The sequence below is a fragment of the Streptomyces sp. SID5643 genome (genome assembly GCF_009872555.1).
GTDB classification, from domain to species: Bacteria; Actinomycetota; Actinomycetes; order Streptomycetales; family Streptomycetaceae; genus Streptomyces; species Streptomyces iakyrus.
Genome location: NZ_WWIC01000052.1, coordinates 87,860 through 105,569, shown reverse-complemented (window position 1 = coordinate 105,569; position 17,710 = coordinate 87,860). Strand labels below are relative to the sequence as shown.

Here is a 17,710-nt window from a genome sequence, read left to right as displayed (position 1 = left end):
CGACCAGGCGGCAACATCATCGGGGGCCGCGGGGACTCCGGGCAACGCCTGTGGACAACTCATTGCCCCAGGCAGGCATGTCGTATCGTCGAGTGACGCCCGGCGACGAGCCGCGTCGGCGGCGCCGAAGGGGAGGAGCCCTCGTGACACAGCAGGTCCCGTCGACCGAGCCCGAGCTGGCCGGAGTGCGCAACTTCCGTGACGTGGGCGGGCTTCCGACCGTGGACGGACGCCGGGTCCGCCCGGGAGTGCTGTTCCGCAGCGGCCACCTCGCTCACGCGACCGGGGAGGACGCGGCCTTCCTGACCACGCTGGGCCTGCACACGATCTTCGACTTCCGCAACGCGGCCGACCAGAAGCTCGAAGGGCCGGACGTCGCGCTGCCGGGCGTGCGCAATGTGAACCTGCCGCTGAGCGACCCCGCCGACGGCGCCGAGTTCTGGAAGATGGTCCGCGACGGCGACCTGGAGCAGCTCCGCGCGATCCTCGCGGACGGCAAGGGCGCGGACCGGATGACCGCCTCGTACCGCATGATCATCAAGGACCGCACCGATGAGCACTCCCAGGTGCTGCACGCGCTGGCGCAGGACAGTGTCCCCGCCCTGATGCACTGCGCCGCGGGCAAGGACCGCGCGGGTCTGTCCGTCGCGGTCACGCTGCTCGCGGTGGGTGTCGAGCGCGAGGCGATCGTCGACGACTACCTGAAGTCGAACGCCAAGCACCGCCGCTACAAGGTGCACCGCAGCAGCTCCGCCGCCTCGGCCTACTCCCCCGAGGTCATGGAGCTGCTCAGCCCCCTCTTCGACGCCCGCGCCGAGTACCTGACGGCGGCCTTCGACACCATCGAGGACACCTGGGGCGGCGTCGACACCTACCTGGAGAAGGGGCTGAAGCTGGCCCCGGAGACCCGGGAGCTGCTGCGCGAGCGGCTCCTCGACTGAGGCGGCCGGGCGGGCGCTACTTCGCGCCGACCTCGAACAGCAGGTAGATGAACGCGGCGAAGATGTGGCCTGCGATGAGATAGACGAACAGCCTCACCCACAGGGCTCGGGGGAACTTCTCCTCCATGTCCCTCATGAGACGTCTCCAGGGGTGGGGCCCAGGCACAGGGCGGCCGTGGGGCTCTGCAGCAGGGTGTGGACGAAGAGCAGCTCGACGCCGTCGTGGTCCTCGGCGGCGATCCGGTGCGGGGTGAGCGAGTCGAAGTGGGCGCTGTCGCCGGCCGCCAGCCGGTGCGTGGTGTCCCCGAGCCGCAGCCGCAGCCGGCCGCGCAGCACATGGAGCCACTCCTCGCCGGGGTGGACGCGCACGATGTCGCCCTGGGAGCCGTGGGGGACGCGGACGCGCAGGGCCTGCATACCGCGGCCGGGGGCGCCGGCCTGCCAGTAGGTCCAGCCGCCCGCCGCGGTGGGTTCCATGTCCGCCGCGCGGATGACGGAGTCCCGCTCGGCGACCGTCTCGCCGAGCAGCTCGGCAACCGTCGTACCGTAGATGCGGGCGAGTGCGAGCAGCATCGGCAGCGACGGCTGGCGCTGGCCGGTCTCCAGCCGTGAGAGGTGGGCGGGCGACAGCCCGGCGGCGCGGGCCGCGGCCTCCAGCGTCAGGGAGGCCTGGCGCCGCAGCGCCCGCAGCTGGGGCGCGACGGCGGGCAGGGCACCGGCCGCCGGTTCGGCCGGCAGGGCGGCCCCGGAGGGCCGCTCGGTCTCGGAGGAGCTCATGGCTCCATTCAGCCGGAGGGTTGCCTCTGCGGCAAATTTCTTGCCTCTCAGGCAAAAGCCAGTGGTTCAAGGAGTCCGGACACCGGCCCTCATCGGTTGGCGACCGCCTGCTTGACGAGCGTCTTGCCGAAGTCCCACACCAGCCCGCCGTTGTGGGCGTCGTCCATCACGGCCGTGAAGGCGTCGAGGAACCGGTCCACCTCCCGCTCGCCGATGATCAGCGGCGGGATCAGCTTGATCACCTCCATGTGGTCGCCGGAGACCTGGGTGAGGATCCGGTGCCGCTGGAGCAGCGGCACGACGACCATCTGCGCGAAGAGTCCCTTGCGGGCGGCCTGGAGCATGGCCCAGCGGCTGCGCAGCTTCAGCGACCTGGGCCGGCCGAACTCGATGCCGATCATCAGGCCCCGGCCGCGGACCTCGGCGAGCATCTCGTACCGGTCCGTGAGCGCGGCCAGCCGGGACCGCAGCTGCTCCCCGGTGGCCCGGACGTTCGCGACGATCTGCTCGTTCTCCATCACCGACAGCACCGCGAGGCCCGCCGCCATGGCCTGCGCGTTGGACCCGAAGCTCGCCGAGTGCACCAGCACCCGGTCCATGGACGAGTAGACCTTCTTGAAGATCCAGTCCTTGCCGATCGTGGCGCCCACCGGCACATAGCCGCCGGAGAGCGCCTTGGCCACGCACACCAGGTCCGGTTCCACGCCGTCCTCGTGCTGGTAGGCGTAGAAGTCGCCGGTCCGGCCGAGGCCCGTCTGCACCTCGTCGGCGATGAGCAGCGCCCCCCGCCGGTGCAGCAGCTCCTGCGCGGCCCGCAGCCAGCCGGGCGGGCCCTCCAGGACGCCCTTGCCCTGGATCGGCTCGACGATCAGCGCGGCGACGTCCCCCTTCTTCAGCTCCCTCTCCAGCGCGTCGAGGTCGCCCAGCGGGACGGCCGTGTCGGGCAGCAGCGGGGCGAAGCCGTCACGGAAGCCGGACTCGCCGTTCACGGAGAGGGAGCCGGTGGTCAGGCCGTGGAAGGCGTGGGCGCAGTAGAGGATCCTGGGCCTGCCGGTGACGAACCGGGCGAACTTCAGGGCGCCCTCGACGGCCTCGGTGCCGCTGTTGCCGAAGAACACCCGGTCCAGGTGCGGGCTGTGCGCGAGCAGCTTCTCCGCCAGCAGGCCCGGCAGCGGCTGGCAGTCGAAGCGGGTGAGATCGGCGAGCTGCGCGTCCAGGACGTCGTGCAGCGCCTTGCGTACGACGGGGTGGTGCCGGCCGAGGCCCATCACCCCGAACCCGGCGAGCATGTCCAGGTAGTCGTTGCCGTCCGCGTCGTAGAAGTAGGCGCCCTCGGCGCGCTCGTAGACCTTGTCGAAGCCGATGGTGTGCAGCATGCGCGGGAGCTGGTGGTTGAGGTGGCGGGTGTGCAGCTCGTAGCGCTCGGCTCCGCGCTCGGCCAGCAGCTTGCCGAGGTCGAACTCCCCGGCCTGCGACGACTCCGACGCGGACTCGGCGGTTGTCATTCCTGTGGCTCCTTGGACTGCTCTTCCTTGACGGCCAGGCTTGCGCTGATCCGTCCGGCGACCTCGACGGGTGTCAGGCCGATGTCGGCGAGCACCTCCCCGCGCTTGGCGTGCGCGAGGAACTGCCCGGGGATGCCGAACCGCCGTACCGGCACGTCGACGTCGGCGTCGCCCAGGGCCAGCGCCACGGCCGAACCGACCCCGGCCGCACGGCTGTTGTCCTCGACGACGGCGACCAGACGGTGCTCGGCGGCGAGCCCCGGCAGCGCCGGGTCGACGGGCTTGACCCAGCGCGGGTCGACGACGGTGCAGCCGATGCCGCGTGCTTCGAGCAGCTCGGCGGACTGGAGGCAGACCGGTGCCATCACGCCGACCGCCACCAGGAGTACCTGCGGCTCGGAGGAACGGTGCAGCACGTCCAGCCCGCCCACCCGGTCGAGCGCCGGGATCGACGGGCCGACGGACTCCTTCGGGAACCGCAGCAGCGTCGGCGCGTCGTCCACGGCGACCGCCTCGCGCAGCTGGGCGCGCAGCTGGTCGGCGTCCCGTGGCGCGGCGATCCTGAGCCCGGGCACGACCTGGAGCACGGACATGTCCCACATGCCGTTGTGGGAAGCCCCGTCGACACCGGTGACCCCGGCCCGGTCCAGCACGAAGGTGACCCCGCAGCGGTGCAGGGCCACGTCCATGAGCAGCTGGTCGAAGGCGCGGTTGAGGAAGGTGGCGTAGACGGCGACGACCGGGTGCAGCCCGCCCGTCGCCAGACCGGCCGCGGACACGGCCGCGTGCTGCTCGGCGATGCCGACGTCCCACACCCGGTCAGGGAACCGCTCGGCGAAGGCGCCGAGACCGACCGGATGCAGCATGGCGGCGGTGATCGCCACCACGTCCCGGCGCTCCTCCCCGATCCGGACGATCTCCTCGCCGAACACCGAGGTCCAGGAGGGGCCGCCCGCCGGGGAGAGCGGCGCGCAGGTCAGCGGGTCCATGACGCCCACGGTGTGGAAGTGGTCCTCCTCGTGGGCGAGGGCGGGCTCGTAACCGCGGCCCTTCTCCGTGAGGCAGTGGACCAGCACCGGCCCGTGGAAGCGCTTCGCGCGCCGCAGCGCGGACTCCACGGCCCCGGTGTCGTGCCCGTCGATCGGGCCGACGTACTTCAGCCCCAGGTCCTCGAAGAGGCCCTGCGGGGCGAACGCGTCCTTGAAGCCCTTCTTCGCGCCGTGCAGGGCCTCGTAGAGGGTGTTGCCGACCAGGGGCGTGCCCTGGAGCACGTCCTTGCCCCAGGCAAGGACCCGTTCGTAGCCGTCCGTCGTGCGCAGCGTGGCGAGGTGGTTGGCGAGGCCGCCGATGGTGGGGGCGTAGGAGCGTTCGTTGTCGTTGACGACGATGATCAGTGGGCGGTCCTTGGCGGCCGCGATGTTGTTCAGGGCCTCCCAGGCCATACCGCCGGTGAGGGCCCCGTCGCCGATGACCGCGACGACATGGCCCCTCTCGCCCTGCACCTGGCGGGCCTTGGCGAGCCCGTCGGCCCAGCCGAGGGCCGTGGAGGCGTGGCTGTTCTCGATGACGTCGTGCTCGGACTCCTCGCGCGAGGGGTAGCCGGACAGGCCGCCCTTGCCGCGCAGCTTGGAGAAGTCCTGGCGGCCGGTCAGCAGCTTGTGGACGTAGCTCTGGTGGCCGGTGTCCCACAGGATGCGGTCGACCGGCGACTCGAAGACCCGGTGCAGGGCGATGGTCAGCTCCACCACGCCCAGGTTGGGTCCCAGATGGCCGCCGGTCCTGGCGACCGCGTGGACCAGGAACTCGCGGATCTCTTCGGACAGTTCCCCCAGTTCCGTCTCGGACAGCGCCTTCAGGTCACGTGGTCCCCGGATGCTCTCCAGAATCGTCACGCTCGGGCCCCCTTCGCATTCCGTGCTGCTCAGCTCACGGTGACGGCCGGCTCCCCCGGCCCCACGCCGTCCTGCTCCATCTGCTCGGCGATCTTCATCGCCTCTTCGATCAGCGTCTCGACGATCTTGGACTCGGGGACGGTCTTGATGACCTCGCCCTTGACGAAGATCTGCCCCTTGCCGTTGCCGGAGGCCACTCCGAGATCGGCCTCCCGCGCCTCGCCGGGCCCGTTGACCACACACCCCATGACGGCGACCCGCAGCGGCACCTCCATGCCGTCGAGCCCGGCCGTGACCTCCTCGGCCAGCTTGTAGACGTCGACCTGGGCGCGCCCGCAGGACGGGCACGACACGATCTCCAGCCGCCGCTCCTTGAGCCCCAGGGACTGGAGGATCTGGATGCCGACCTTGACCTCCTCGGCCGGCGGTGCGGACAGCGACACCCGGATCGTGTCGCCGATGCCCCGCGACAGCAGAGCCCCGAACGCCACCGCCGACTTGATCGTGCCCTGGAAGGCCGGGCCCGCCTCCGTGACGCCCAGGTGCAGCGGGTAGTCGCACTGTTCGGCCAACTGGCTGTACGCCTCGATCATCACGACCGGGTCGTTGTGCTTGACGGAGATCTTGATGTCCCGGAAGCCGTGCTCCTCGAAGAGGGACGCCTCCCACAGGGCCGACTCGACGAGGGCCTCCGGGGTCGCCCTGCCGTACTTCTGGAGCAGCCGCCGGTCCAGCGACCCGGCGTTGACGCCGATCCGGATCGGCGTGCCGTGGTCCTTGGCCGCCTGGGCGATCTCCTTGACCCGGTCGTCGAACTGCTTGATGTTGCCCGGGTTGACGCGGACCGCCGCACAGCCCGCCTCGATGGCCGCGAACACGTACTTCGGCTGGAAGTGGATGTCGGCGATGACCGGGATCTGCGACTTGCGGGCGATGGTCGCCAGCGCGTCGGCGTCGTCCTGCGTGGGGCAGGCGACCCGGACGATCTGGCAGCCGGAGGCGGTCAGTTCGGCGATCTGCTGGAGCGTCGCGCCGATGTCGGAGGTGCGGGTCGTCGTCATCGACTGCACCGACACCGGGGCCCCGCCCCCCACCGCCACCGGACCGACCTGGATCCGGCGCGACGCGCGCCGCTCGGCGATCGGCCGGAGCGGCACCTCGGGGACGCCCAGCTCTACGGCGGTCATGGCCTCACTCCCGATTTCCGGAGACGGTCTCGCGCATGGCGCGCAGGGACTCCTTCAGCGATCCCATGGTGGCCAGGACGGCGGTGGGCTCGTAGCCGCAGTGCGCCATGCAGTTGGCGCAGCGCGGGTCCTTGCCGCGGCCGTACTTGTCCCAGTCGGTGTCCTCGACCAGCTCCCGGTACGTCGGCACGTACCCGTCGCTCATCAGGTAGCAGGGGCGCTGCCAGCCGAAGAGCGAGTAGTTCGGGATCGCCCACGCCGTGCACGGGAAGTCGACCTTGCCCTCCAGGAAGTCCAGGAAGAGCGGCGAGTGGTTGAGCCGCCAGCGCCGCCGGTTGCCGCCCGAGAAGGCCTTCTTGAACAGCTCGCGGGTCTGCTCCACGCCGAGGAAGTGCTCCTGGTCGGGAGCCTTCTCGTAGGCGTAGGCGGGCGAGATCATCATCTCGTCGACCTGGAGGTCGTCGTTGAGGAAGTTCAGCACCTCGACGATGGTCTGCGGGGTGTCGGTGTTGAAGAAGGTCGAGTTGGTGGTGACCCGGAAGCCGCGCCGCTTGGCCTCCTTGATCGCCTCGACGGCCTCGTCGAACACGCCCTCCTTGGCGACCGACTCGTCGTGCCGCTCGCGCAGCCCGTCGATGTGCACCGCGAAGGCGAAGTAGGGCGAGGGCGTGAACGTGTCCATCTTCTTGCGCAGCAGCATGGCGTTGGTGCAGAGGAAGACGTACTTCCGCTTGGCCACCAGCTGACGCACGATCTCGTCGATCTGCGGGTGCATCAGCGGCTCGCCACCGGCGATGGACACCATCGGGGCACCGGACTCCATGACCGCCCCCACGGCCTGGGCGACGGGCATCCGCTGTTTCAGTACCCCGGCGGGATGCTGGATCTTGCCGCACCCCTCGCACTTGAGGTTGCAGGCGAACAGCGGCTCCAGCTCCACGATCAGCGGGAACTTGTCCCGCCGGCGCAGCTTCTGTTCAGCCAAGTACGTAGCGACCTTGATGGACTGTCGGAGCGGCATGGCCATCTGGCTCACCTCCTGGGGAGCAGCAAGGAACGGTGCCATTCGAAGAAAGCGGGAAGGACGGAACGAAGGACACGGAAAGCTGATATTCCACCGCGCACCGTGCCGATCCGGACGAGTTCATGTTCAGGAGCGTCCACGACCACCCGGACGGCCGCAACCGGGCGCTCGCCCGCACGCACGGCGCTCAGGAGCGTGACGGCGGACTCCATGTCGACCGCGATCGCGCCGGTGGCGCGCAGAGCGGACCGTTCCGGGCCGCGCACGACGTGGTCGGAGCCGGTGAGCGGCCCGGTGTGCACCGTCCGGCCGGGCAGCGCGCGGGCCAGCTCCTTCACCAGCAGCTCGGTCCCGACGCAGCGCGTCGTGCCGCGCGCGTCGCGGGTCTCCTCGGCGACGACCAGATCACCGGGGTGCATGCCCGGCGCGAGCCCCGCGCAGAAGCCGGTGGCGAGGACGGCCGCGTCACGCAGGGCCGGGTCGGCCAGCACGCGGGTGACGGCCCGCTCGGCGGCCGCCGGCCCCATGCCCGTCCGCAGCACCGTGACCGGCCCGCCGGCCCCGCCCCGGCCGCCCGCGCGCAGGGCGAACTGCTCGATGCCGAGCGCGCAGGCGATCAGCAGCGGGACGGGAGCGGGCTGGGTGCTCATCAGCTCCCCTTGAGCCGGCCGGCGAAGGGCTCCCCGTGGACGTACCGGCCGAGTGCCGTGAGCGGGAACACCTGCCGGTAGAGGTGGTAGTTGATCGAGAAGTCCCACGGGAAGCCCGTCCCCGTGAAGTACGGCTCGTCCCAGGAGCCGTCCTCCCGCTGGGTGGCGGCGAGCCACTCGACACCGCGTTCGACGGCTTTGGAGTCGCGCTCCCCCGCCGCGAGCAGGGCCATCAGGGCCCATGCCGTCTGCGAGGCGGTCGAGGCGCCCCGACCGCTCCACTGCCGGGCGTCCTGGTAGGAGCGCAGGTCCTCGCCCCAGCCGCCGTCGTCGTTCTGGACCGACTCCAGCCAGGCCACGGCCCGCCGGATCGCCGGGTGCGCGGCGGGAAGACCGGCCGCGGTCAGGGCCGGGACGACGGAGCCGGTGCCGTAGACGTAGTTGACGCCCCAGCGCCCGAACCACGAGCCGTCCGGCTCCTGTTCGGCCAGCAGCCACTCGATGCCGCGCCGGGTGCGCGGATCGTGGGCGAGACCCTCCACCGCGAGCATCTCCACGACGTGCGCGGTGACGTCCGCGGAGGGCGGGTCGATGACCTCGCCGAAGTCGCAGAACGGCAGACGGTTGGGGAAGGGGCTGGTGTTGTCGACGTCGAAGGCCGCCCACGCGCCGTTCTTCGACTGCATGCCCAGCGTCCAGCGCATGCCGCGGACGACGGCCCTGTCGAGGCGCTCCGGGTCGTGGTGGGCGATCCGGCGCAGGGCGAGGATCACCTCGGCGGTGTCGTCGATGTCGGGGTAGTTGTCGTTGTGGAACTCGAACGCCCAGCCGCCCGGCGGCAGTCCGGGCCGCTGCACGGACCAGTCGCCGGGCCGGACGATCTCCTCGCCCAGCATCCAGTCGGCCGCCTTCACCAACTGCGGGTGATCGGGGGGCAGTCCGGCGTCGACGAGGGCGATCGCGGCCAGGCAGGTGTCCCACACGGGTGACTGGCAGGCCTCGATCATCCGGGCCCCGTCCTCGCGCCACACGGCGAACCGGTCGAGGGACGCCAGCCCCTCGCGCATCACGGGGTGTTCGAGGTCGTAGCCGAGCAGGTGCAGGGCGATGATCGAGTACACGGCCGGGGGCTGGATGCCGCCCCAGCAGCCGTCGTTCTCCTGCCGCTCGATGATCCAGCGGGCGGCGCTGTTCATGGCGGCTGTCCGCAGTCGGCGCGGGGCGACCTTCCGCAGGGCGTGCAGGCCCTTGTCCATCCGCTGGAACGCCCCGTCCCAACTGAAGAGCGGAGCCAGGGGCTTGGGCGGGCTGGGCCGGTCCGGGTCGGTGTGCAGCTCGTCGAGCGGGAAGGGCGCGGGGCGTACCGGCCGTTTCGCGGAGACGATCGTCAGCGGGACGATGGTCTGGCGCGCCCAGCAGCCGAAGTCGTAGATGTTGAGCGGCACCCACTTCGGGAAGAGGACCAGCTCCGGCGGGAGTTCGGGCAGGTCCTCCCACTTCCACCAGCCGAACAGGGCCAGCCAGATCCGGGTGAAGACCCGGGCGGCGGCGATACCGCCCCGCGCGCGGATCCAGGCGGAGGCCTTCGCCATGTGCGGTGCGTCGGGCGCGTCACCGGCCAGGCGGAGGGCGACGTAGGCCTCGATGGTGGCGGACAGATCGCCCGGTCCGCCGAAGAAGGTGGCCCAGGTGCCGTCCTCACCCTGCTCGCCGCGGATGAAGAGGGCGGCGGCCCGTGTGGTCTTCTCGTCGCGGATGCCGAGGAACTGACGGAGCAGCAGGTCCTCGGCGTCCATCGTGACGTTGGTCTCGAGGTCGCCCTTCCACCAGCCCTGGGCGTCCTGGAGGGAGAGCAGGAAGTCGGTGGCGCGCCGGGCGGCGCGGGCGGCGGCTTCCGGTACCCCGGCCGCCCCGGGGGTGTGCGTGTCGGTGTCGCTGGCCGCGGCGGCGCGGGGTGGCAGGGCCCCGGTGCTTCCGTCGGTCGTCGCTGTCATGGCTTCCCCTTCGTGCAGTCCTGCATGGCGTGCATCTGCTTGGGTCCGCCGTCGGCCGGTGCCCGTGATGAACTCACGGCACCGGCCGGCGACTACGCGAGGGCTATTCGGCCGATAGTGATCATCTCTTTCGTACGACGACGAAGTCCGCGAGGGCCGTGAACTGTGCCCGCACCCGGTCGGGCATGTCGACGGCGTCGAGGGCTTCGATGGCGATGGTGTGCTGACGGCGTGCCTCGTCGGCGGTCCACTCTCGGCCCCCGGCCTCCTCGATGAGGGCGGCCCGGGCCGCGAACTCCTCCTCGGAGAAGTTCTCGAAGTCGTGCGCCTTGGCGTCGGCGGCGAGGATGTCACCGAGCCGCTCGGAGGCGGAGCCGCCCGCCGCGAGGGCGGCCACGACCGGCAGGGACTTCTTGCGCTGGCGCAGGTCGCTCCAGGTCTGCTTGCCGGTGGAGACCGGGTCGCCCCAGATGCCGAGGAGGTCGTCGACGGCCTGGAAGGCGAGGCCCAGGTGGTAGCCGTACTTCTCCAGCGTGTCGGCGGTGTGGTCGTCGGCGCCGCCGAGCACCGCGCCGATGGAGCTGGCGCAGGCGAGCAGGGCGCCGGTCTTGTTGCCCTCCATCTCCAGGCACTCCTCGACGCTGACGCGGTCGCGGTGCTCGTAGGAGATGTCCTGGGCCTGGCCGTCGATCAGGGCGCGGCTGGCCGTGGTCAGGCGGCGGGTGGCACGGCCGGCCTCGACGGTGCCCAGTTCGAGGAGGACCTCGTTGGCGAGGGCGAACAGGGCGTCGCCGACCAGGATGGCCTGGGCGGGGCCGTGCACCTTCCAGACCGTGTCGCGGTGACGGCGCTGTTCGTCGCCGTCCATGAGGTCGTCGTGGAGGAGGGAGAAGTTGTGGACCAGTTCCACGGCGACGGCGCCGGGGATGCCGGTCTCGGGGGCGGCGGACATGACCTCGGCGGACAGCACCGCGAGGGCGGGACGCACGGCCTTGCCGCCGTCACCCTCGGCGGGCCTGCCCTGGGCGTCGATCCAGCCGAAGTGGTAGGCGGCAACAGTGTCCATGGGAGGTGCCAGGCGGTCGACGGCCGCCCGCAGTACCGGAGTGGCCAGGGTCCGGCCGCGCTCCAGCAGCGCGGTCACGTCCACCGCCTCGGCAGTCTGTGAGGCCGGGGGCACAGTGGGCACAGTCTCTCCTCTTGTTGCGGTACCGGGGGTGCGGGGGCCGCCTGCCGCGCCGGCCTGAGCCGGCATCATGCCGCCTCCTCGAACTCGAAGAGGGCTTGCGGACGGGGCCGGCCCAGGGCGCCCAGCACGGCGTCCGCCGCGCTCACACCACTGCGGACCGCACTCTCCATGGTCGCGGGCCACCCGGTGGCGGTCCACGCTCCGGCCAGGTAGAGGCCGGATGCCTTGGTGCGGGCGCCGGGCCTGAGGCGCCCGACGCCCGGGGCGGGAGCGAACGTCGCGGTGCGCTCCCGGGTGACGAAGAAGTCCCTCACTTCGGCGCCGCGGGCCGGCGGCAGCAGCCGCTCCAGCTCGGGCAGGTACCGCTCGCGCAGCACCGCGACGGGCGCGTCGATCTCGGCCTGCGCCGCCGACTGGGAGACCGCGAGGTACTGCCCCTCGTGCAGTCCGGACGCCTCGGTCCGGTCGAAGACCCACTGCACGGGGCTGCCGAGGGCGGTGAAGAACGGCCGGCCGAGGACCTTCCGGTCGTACACCACATGGAGGTTGAGGATGGGCGCGGTACCGATCTCCAGGAGCCGTTCGGGCGCGTCCAGGGCGCCCGCGGGCAGCAGTCCGTGCGCCTCGCGCTGCGGTACGGCGAGGACGACGGCGTCGGCCCGGAGCGCCTCGCCGGGGACCTCGACGGTCCACTGCCCGTCCCCGCCCGGGCTGACGGAGGTGACGCGGGTGCGCAGCTCGGTGCGCACGCCCGCGGAGTCGAGCGCCTTGCGGGCCAGCCGGTCGTGCAGGTCGCCCAGCGGGACGCGCGCCCAGCCGATGTCGGCCGCGCCGGGGTCGGACAGCAGGCCGGTCTTGAACACCATCGCGGCGAGCGCCAGGGACGCGTCACCCGCGACCGCGTTGAGGGTGGCGACCCCGACCAGGTCCCACAGGGCCTCGACGGCGCGCGGCGACTGGCCGTGCGCGGCCAGCCAGCTGCCGAAGTCCTGGGTGTCCAGCGCCGGGTCGGCGAGGTCGAGTCCCTTGAGCGCGAGCGCGGCCCGGCCCACCCCGGCCCGGTCGGCGAGCGACAGGTGCGGATAGGTGGCGAGGCTGCGCCCCAGGTGCAGCGGCACCGGCAGGGCGTCGCGCCGGAGTCTGCCCAGCCGGCGTCCCTCGGGCCGGTCGAGGTCCAGGACGGGTACGTCGAGCCGGTCCTGGAGCGGGGCGAGTGCCGCGCCCTCGATGCGGTCGAGGAACCAGCGGTAGGCGGTGCAGCAACGCAGGTACACGTGCTGGCCGTTGTCGACGGTGAGATCGCCGCGCCGGAACGAGAAGGCCAGACCGCCGAGTCGCGGCCTGCCCTCCAGCAGGGTGACGCGCATCCCGGCGTCGGCGAGCGCGAGCGCGGTGGTGACACCGGCGAGTCCGCCGCCGACCACGACGGCGTGCCGCGCCTGTGCCTCCGGTCCTGCGGACCGTGTGCCGTGGGTCATCGCGCACCCTCCCCCAGGGCCGGAGCGTGCTGCTCGAACGGTGCACAGCCGGCCGTCTCCGTCAGGGACGCGGACCCGCGCCGGAGGGTTGCCCGCCGGTTGCCTCCGACGGCTCGGCCGAGAGGCGCGTCGCACCCGCGCCCGGCCCGGGCCGCACCGCCGACGGCGGCCTCCGTGCCGTTCACACACGCCTCCTGACGGTCCGCCGGGTCACGTGCCGGGCGTCCATGCCGGACAGGCCGCGCACGGCGACGTAGGCCTTCTCCCGGCCGGGCAGGGAGACCCGGCCGCGCAGCACGGCCTGCGGGTCGCGTTCGATGCGGTCGAGGAGGCGGCGGTAGATGCCGGCCATGGCGGCGACGCAGGCGCCGCTGCGCCGGTCGAGCATGGGGAGCAGCCGGTAGCCCTCGGCGAACAGGGCGCGGGCCCGTCGCACTTCGAAGTGCACGAGGCCCGCGAAGTCGGAGCCCTCCGGTGGTCGCGGCCCGCTGAAGCCGGCCGAGCAGCCGAACTTGGCGAGGTCGTCGGCGGGCAGGTACGTGCGCCCGCCCTCGGCGTCCTCGCGGACGTCTCTGAGGATGTTGGTGAGCTGGAGCGCGAGCCCGAGCGTGTCGGCGTACTCCGGCGCGCGGTCCACCCCGCGCGCACCCGGTTCGGTGCCGAAGACGCCGAGGGAGAGCCGCCCGATCGCACCGGCCACGCAGCGGCAGTACACCTTCAGGTCGTCCCAGGTCTCGTACGTCTCGCCGCGGACGTCCATCAGGACGCCGTCGATGAGTTCGTCCAGACCGCCGAGCGGGATCGGGAAGGCCCCGGCGGCGTGCGAGAGGGCGACGGCGACCGGGTCGGTGTCGTCCTCGGCGACCTCGTCCTCGCGGATCCGGGTGAGCAGCGCCCGGGTCTCCTCCAGCCTGGCCACCTTGACGTCGTCGGCGAGCGCGCCGTCGCCGATGTCGTCGACCCGCCGCGAGAACGCGTACAGCGCCGACATCGCCCGGCGCTGGGGCGTCGGCAGCAGCCGGATGCCGTAGGCGAAGTTTCGGGCCTGGCGCCCGGTGACGGCCTCGCAGTAGCTGTAGGCGGCGAGTACCGGTGGGGACGCGTGTGGTTCCGACTCCACGGTCCGGATCACCCCTCTCCTCGCAGAGTCACGCCCACCTCACGCAGCAACCGGACCTTGCCGGGCTTGGGCGGGCCGGGAAGTACGTCGTATTCGGCGGCGGCGATCGCGTGCACGGCCGCCCTTCCCCCCGCCACGAACCCCGCGAGCAGCAGTTTCAGCCTGCCGTGGACGCTACCCACCAGGGGGGCGCCTTCATTCAGGAGGTCCCGGGCCCTTTGCGCTTCGTACGCAATCAGCGCACGGACCGGCGCTCCGGCGGATTTCGTGGCGAGATCCGCTTCCTGGACGTGGAAGCGTTTCATGTCGGCCGCGGGCAGATAGACGCGGTCGCGGGCCAGGTCCTCGGCGACGTCCTGGAGGTGCTCGACGATCTGCAGGGCCGTGCAGATCATGTCGGAGCGGCGGATCCGCTCGGGTGTCGAGGTGCCGGTGACGGCGAGGACGAGACGGCCGACGGGGTTGGCGGACAGCTCGCAGTAGGCGAGCAGGTCGTCGTAGGTCTCGTAGCGGCCGACGAGCTGGTCCTGGCGGTTGGCGGCGATCAGGCCGAGGAACGGCTCGGGGGTCAGCGAGCAGCGGCGCACGGTCGGCTGGAGGCGGCGCAGCAGGGGGTGGCGCGGGGTCGCGTCGAAGACCCGGCGCAGGTCGGCCTCGAAGGCGTCCAGCAGGACCAGCCGGTCCTCGGCCTCCCGCGGGGGCACGCCGAGCAGGCGGGCGTCGGCGCCGCCGGGGGCCAGATCGCCGTCGCCGATGTCGTCGACCAGGCGGGCGAAGCCGTAGACGGCCATCAGGTCGGTGCGCCAGGCCCGGGGCAGGAAGAAGGGGGCCACCGGGAAGTTCTCGCCGGCGGCCTTGTCGAGCGTGCCGCGCTCCGGATCGAGGGGGCGCGCCGTGCCGGTTCCCGTCACCGCCGGCTGCCCGGCGCGGGGACGGCACGTGCTGCGTGGAGCTGGGGAGTTTCCGAAGCCATCGCCGTCACATCTCCCGTTCTACACTGCCGACCCAATACACACTATTTCGGACACGCCGCCCAGCCGTCCGCACGGTGCTCCGACGGGCGGTGTCGCGCATTATTGCCCTGATTGCCGTGTTTCGGGACCGGTACAGCTTACGTTGTACAACGCGACACGGTTCGTCAGGGTGTACCGCACATCACGAGAACACACCGATTGGCCCCAAGATTCCCAAGATGGGCCGGAGTTGACGTTTCCTTTGCAGACGCGGGGCCCCGCCGGAGCAGTTCCGTCGGGGCCCTGGCCGAATCGGGCTACTTGCCCGTGAACTTCTCGTACTCCTTGAGCACCTCGTCGGTGGGGCCGTCCATGCGCAGCTCACCGCGCTCCAGCCACAGGACGCGGTTGCAGGTGTCGCGGATGGACTTGTTGTTGTGACTGACCAGAAACACCGTGCCCGCTTCCTTGCGCAGCTCCCGGATGCGGTCCTCGGAGCGCTTCTGGAACTTCCGGTCGCCCGTGGCCAGGGCCTCGTCGATCATCAGGACGTCGTGGTCCTTGGCCGCGGCGATGGAAAAGCGGAGCCGGGCCGCCATGCCCGATGAGTAGGTGCGCATGGGCAAGGTGATGAAGTCGCCCTTCTCGTTGATGCCGGAGAAGTCGACGATGTCCTGGTAGCGCTCCTTGATCTCCTCACGGGACATGCCCATGGCGAGCCCGCCCAATATGACGTTCCGCTCGCCGGTGAGGTCGTTCATCAGGGCGGCGTTGACGCCGAGCAGCGAGGGCTGGCCGTCGGTGTAGACCTTGCCCCGCTCGGCGGGCAGCAGACCGGCGATGGCCCGCAGCAGGGTCGACTTGCCGGAGCCGTTGGAGCCGATCAGGCCGATGGCCTCGCCGCGGTACGCCACGAAGGAGACTCCGCGCACGGCGTGCACCTTGCGCACGCCCCGCTCCTCGCCCCGCTTGATGATGCGGCTGAGGGCGGCGGTGGCGCTGCCCTTGCCGGTCTTGGCACCGTTGACGCGGTAGACGATGTGCAGGTCGTCCGCGACGACGGTGGGGATGCGCGCGTCCTGCTTCTGCTCAGCCACGGCCGTACCTCTCCTCCGCCTTCCAGAAGTACACGAAGCCGCCCAGGGCGAAGAGCACGGCCCAGGCGCCCGCGGCCGCCCAGACGTGGTCGGGGAGGAACTCCGAGCCGTAGTCGTCGATGAGGGCGAAGCGCATCAGGTCCATGTAGATCGCGGCCGGGTTCCACTGCAGGACGTTCGCGATCCAGGACGGCTTGTCCGCCAGGAAGATCGGGATGGAGAACATCACGCCCGAGGCGTACATCCACGTGCGCATCACGAACGGCATCAGCTGCGCGAGGTCGGGGGTCTTGGCGCCCGCCCGGGCCATGATCAGCGCGAGGCCGGTGTTGAAGCAGAACTGCAGGACCAGCACGGGCACGATCAGCAGCCAGGACAGGTCCGGGTAGTGGCCGAAGCCGATCGTGACGGCGAACAGCACGATCATCGAGAACAGCAGCTGCTGGAGCTGCTGGAGCGCGAAGGAGACCGGCAGCGAGGCCCGCGGGAAGTGCAGGGCCCGGACCAGGCCCAGGTTGCCGGAGATCGCGCGGACGCCCGCCATCACCGAGCTCTGCGTGAAGGTGAACACGAACACACCCGTGACCAGGAACGGGATGTACACCTCACGGGACATGCCGCGGTCGGCCTCCAGCAGCAGGCCGAAGATGAAGAAGTACACGGCCGCGTTCAGCAGCGGCGTGGCCACCTGCCACAGCTGGCCGAGCTTGGCCTGGCTGTACTGGGCGGTCAGCTTCGCGCGGGAGAAGGCGAGGATGAAGTGCCGCCGGTCCCACAGCTGACGGACGTACTCGATGAGGGACGGCCGGGCGCCGCTGACGGTCAGCCCGTGCCTGGCGGCGAGTTCTTTCGCCGTGAGGCCCTCGTCGGGCGCCGCGGGCGCGCTCACCGCGACCGTGGCGTCGTGCGTTGTCTCACTCACTAGTGGAAACTTTCGTCTTCGAGATGCTCGGCCTGTGCCGGGGTCTGGCATGAGCCGGGGCCAGGGTACGGCCCGTGGGCTCCCGGGTATCGCCGGTACGAGCTTGTCAGATGACGGGGGGCCGGCCCAGCCGGGTCAGCCGCCACACCGTACGCCACTTCATCGGCCGGCGGGGCCCGCACGAGGTGGCCCAGCCTTCGCGGAACCCGCCGAACCAGGCCCGCAGGGCGCTGCGGGAGGGCCGCCGCAGCAGGGTGAGCATCAACCACACCCCGAGGTACACCGGGACGAGCGGCGCGGGGAGGTTGCGGCGGGCCAGCCAGACGCGGTTGCGGGCGACCATGCGGTGGTAGACCGCGTGCCGCGAGGGAGCGGTCGTCGGGTGGTACAGCACCATGTCGGACCGGTAGTCGATCATCCAGCCCGCGTCGAGCGCCCGCCAGGCCAGGTCGGTTTCCTCGTGTGCGTAGAAGAACGCGTCCGGGAGGCCGCCGACGTCGGCGAAGACGCGGGTGCGGACGGCGTTGGCGCCGCCGAGGAACGTGGTCACGCGCGAGGAGCGCATCGGGTCGGAGGCGCGCAGCCGGGGCACGTGGCGGCGCTGGGTGACGCCGGTCTCGGGGTCGGCTATGCGGAAACTCACGATGCCGAGCTTCGGGTCGGCCTCGAACGCCTTCCGGCACAGCTCGGCGGTGTCGTGGCCCGCGAGCAGTCCGTCGTCGTCCAGGAAGAGCAGGATGTCGACGTCCCGGCCGGCCGGGCCGAAGGCCTCGATGCCGACGTTGCGGCCGCCGGGGATGCCGAGGTTCTCGGGGAGCTCGATGGTGCGGACGCCCTCGGGGACGTCCGGGACGGGCGAGCCGTTGCCGACGACGACCACCTCGACCCGGTCACCGTCCTGCTTGGCGACGGAGTCGAGCAGAGCGCGCAGCTCCTCGGGCCGGTTGCCCATGGTGATGATGACGGCGCCGACCTTCATGC

General features: G+C 71.5%; 17 protein-coding genes. 1 reads left to right on the top strand and 16 read right to left on the bottom strand.

Annotated elements, in window-relative coordinates; genetic code table 11:
• Window positions 1-143 precede the first annotated feature (143 nt).
• A complete protein-coding gene (locus GTY56_RS06390; protein WP_161363333.1) occupies window positions 144-941 on the top strand; it encodes a tyrosine-protein phosphatase in 798 nt (265 codons plus the stop codon).
• Between the two features lie 16 nt (window positions 942-957).
• On the opposite strand, the gene GTY56_RS06385 is transcribed toward GTY56_RS06390, so the two are convergent.
• From GTY56_RS06385 to GTY56_RS06315, 16 genes are all read right to left on the bottom strand, one after another.
• Window positions 958-1,077, bottom strand: a complete 120-nt coding sequence (locus tag GTY56_RS06385; RefSeq protein ID WP_107454012.1) for a DUF6126 family protein — start codon at window positions 1,075-1,077, stop codon at window positions 958-960.
• A complete protein-coding gene (locus GTY56_RS06380) occupies window positions 1,074-1,718 on the bottom strand; it encodes a helix-turn-helix domain-containing protein (protein ID WP_161363331.1) in 645 nt (214 codons plus the stop codon). The genes GTY56_RS06385 and GTY56_RS06380 overlap by 4 nt, the downstream gene beginning before the upstream one ends.
• A gap of 89 nt (window positions 1,719-1,807) precedes the next feature.
• A complete protein-coding gene (locus GTY56_RS06375) occupies window positions 1,808-3,223 on the bottom strand; it encodes an aspartate aminotransferase family protein (protein WP_161363329.1) in 1,416 nt (471 codons plus the stop codon).
• Window positions 3,220-5,115, bottom strand: a complete 1,896-nt coding sequence (gene dxs / locus GTY56_RS06370) for a 1-deoxy-D-xylulose-5-phosphate synthase (protein WP_161363328.1) — start codon at window positions 5,113-5,115, stop codon at window positions 3,220-3,222. Before dxs ends, GTY56_RS06375 begins: the two co-directional genes overlap by 4 nt.
• 29 nt (window positions 5,116-5,144) lie before the next feature.
• Window positions 5,145-6,302 carry a flavodoxin-dependent (E)-4-hydroxy-3-methylbut-2-enyl-diphosphate synthase gene (gene ispG, locus GTY56_RS06365; RefSeq protein WP_161363326.1) on the bottom strand — a complete coding sequence of 386 codons (1,158 nt, stop codon included), beginning with the start codon at window positions 6,300-6,302 and terminating at the stop codon, window positions 5,145-5,147.
• 4 nt (window positions 6,303-6,306) lie between these two features.
• On the bottom strand, window positions 6,307-7,329 hold the full coding sequence (gene hpnH / locus GTY56_RS06360; RefSeq protein ID WP_161363325.1) for an adenosyl-hopene transferase HpnH: 1,023 nt from the start codon (window positions 7,327-7,329) through the stop codon (window positions 6,307-6,309).
• Window positions 7,330-7,334: 5 nt separating this feature from the next.
• Window positions 7,335-7,976, bottom strand: a complete 642-nt coding sequence (locus GTY56_RS06355) for a phosphorylase family protein (RefSeq protein ID WP_161363323.1) — start codon at window positions 7,974-7,976, stop codon at window positions 7,335-7,337.
• On the bottom strand, window positions 7,976-9,970 hold the full coding sequence (gene shc, locus GTY56_RS06350) for a squalene--hopene cyclase (RefSeq protein WP_161363321.1): 1,995 nt from the start codon (window positions 9,968-9,970) through the stop codon (window positions 7,976-7,978). Before shc ends, GTY56_RS06355 begins: the two co-directional genes overlap by 1 nt.
• A gap of 121 nt (window positions 9,971-10,091) precedes the next feature.
• Window positions 10,092-11,225: a polyprenyl synthetase family protein gene (locus GTY56_RS06345; protein WP_161363361.1), complete on the bottom strand. Its 1,134-nt coding sequence runs from the start codon at window positions 11,223-11,225 to the stop codon at window positions 10,092-10,094.
• On the bottom strand, window positions 11,225-12,637 hold the full coding sequence (gene hpnE / locus GTY56_RS06340; protein ID WP_161363320.1) for a hydroxysqualene dehydroxylase HpnE: 1,413 nt from the start codon (window positions 12,635-12,637) through the stop codon (window positions 11,225-11,227). The genes GTY56_RS06345 and hpnE overlap by 1 nt, the downstream gene beginning before the upstream one ends.
• Window positions 12,634-12,822 (bottom strand): DUF6380 family protein, encoded by a 189-nt coding sequence (locus GTY56_RS41530; RefSeq protein WP_524540083.1) that lies wholly within the window; start codon window positions 12,820-12,822, stop codon window positions 12,634-12,636. The genes hpnE and GTY56_RS41530 overlap by 4 nt, the downstream gene beginning before the upstream one ends.
• Window positions 12,819-13,769: a presqualene diphosphate synthase HpnD gene (gene hpnD / locus GTY56_RS06335; RefSeq protein WP_161363318.1), complete on the bottom strand. Its 951-nt coding sequence runs from the start codon at window positions 13,767-13,769 to the stop codon at window positions 12,819-12,821. The genes GTY56_RS41530 and hpnD overlap by 4 nt, the downstream gene beginning before the upstream one ends.
• On the bottom strand, window positions 13,766-14,668 hold the full coding sequence (hpnC, locus tag GTY56_RS06330; protein ID WP_161363315.1) for a squalene synthase HpnC: 903 nt from the start codon (window positions 14,666-14,668) through the stop codon (window positions 13,766-13,768). The genes hpnD and hpnC overlap by 4 nt, the downstream gene beginning before the upstream one ends.
• A 359-nt stretch (window positions 14,669-15,027) precedes the next feature.
• The gene (locus tag GTY56_RS06325) at window positions 15,028-15,807 is read right to left on the bottom strand and encodes an ATP-binding cassette domain-containing protein (protein ID WP_161363313.1); all 780 of its coding nucleotides are present in this window, start codon (window positions 15,805-15,807) and stop codon (window positions 15,028-15,030) included.
• Window positions 15,800-16,729 (bottom strand): ABC transporter permease, encoded by a 930-nt coding sequence (locus tag GTY56_RS06320; protein WP_161363311.1) that lies wholly within the window; start codon window positions 16,727-16,729, stop codon window positions 15,800-15,802. Before GTY56_RS06320 ends, GTY56_RS06325 begins: the two co-directional genes overlap by 8 nt.
• A 106-nt stretch (window positions 16,730-16,835) precedes the next feature.
• The gene (locus tag GTY56_RS06315; RefSeq protein WP_161363359.1) at window positions 16,836-17,708 is read right to left on the bottom strand and encodes a glycosyltransferase family 2 protein; all 873 of its coding nucleotides are present in this window, start codon (window positions 17,706-17,708) and stop codon (window positions 16,836-16,838) included.
• Window positions 17,709-17,710 lie beyond the last annotated feature (2 nt).